Annotated in this window: 2 protein-coding genes; both read left to right on the top strand. The window is 46.1% G+C overall.

The window, feature by feature from the left end:
- Window positions 1-11: 11 nt before the first annotated feature.
- Window positions 12-104: a hypothetical protein gene (locus A3738_RS32490; protein WP_369819755.1), complete on the top strand. Its 93-nt coding sequence runs from the start codon at window positions 12-14 to the stop codon at window positions 102-104.
- 81 nt (window positions 105-185) lie between these two features.
- On the top strand, window positions 186-596 hold a 411-nt coding region (locus tag A3738_RS02400; RefSeq protein WP_197473525.1), incomplete at its 3' end, for a triose-phosphate isomerase.

The following is a 596-nucleotide window of genomic DNA, read 5'->3' as shown; positions in this document are numbered from 1 at the left end:
GTACTGAACCCCTGATTCGTGTGATGGCTGAAGGCGAAGATTCGGCGTTAGTTAATGATGTGGTGGATCAGCTTGTTTCAGTCGTCACTGAAAATCTCGCTTAAGTAAAAGTATGGGTTTTAATCGGCTTGTAGTTACGGAGCAACTCGGTTAGTATTTGCGCCCGCTTGACTTGAGGTAATGCTATGCGTCGTAAACTAGTTGCTGGTAATTGGAAAATGAACGGTAACACCGAGTTTGCTGCGGAGTTTGCTCAAGACTTAAAAGCTAAGTTTGATGCTGCGGAAGTGACGTGCGATGTCATGATTGCTCCCTCTGCACCTTACCTCGCATTGCTAGCAAATGCGTTTAGCGAATCGAATATTCAGGTAGCCGCGCAAAATGTTGCGCAGTTTGATAAAGGCGCTTATACCGGTGAAGTTTCTGCTTCCATGTTAAGTGATTTGTCTTGTCAGGCTTCATTGATCGGGCATTCGGAGAGGCGTACTTTATTTGGCGAGACAGATGAAGTTGTCGCCGCACAAGTATCGCAACTTGTTGAGCAAGGTATTACGCCGGTGCTATGTGTTGGTGAAACGCTTGAAGAAAGAGAAGCG

The sequence above is a fragment of the Oleiphilus sp. HI0066 genome, from assembly GCF_001635725.1.
Note: the sequence above shows the minus strand (reverse complement) of the source record. Positions and strands in the feature narration are given on the sequence as shown.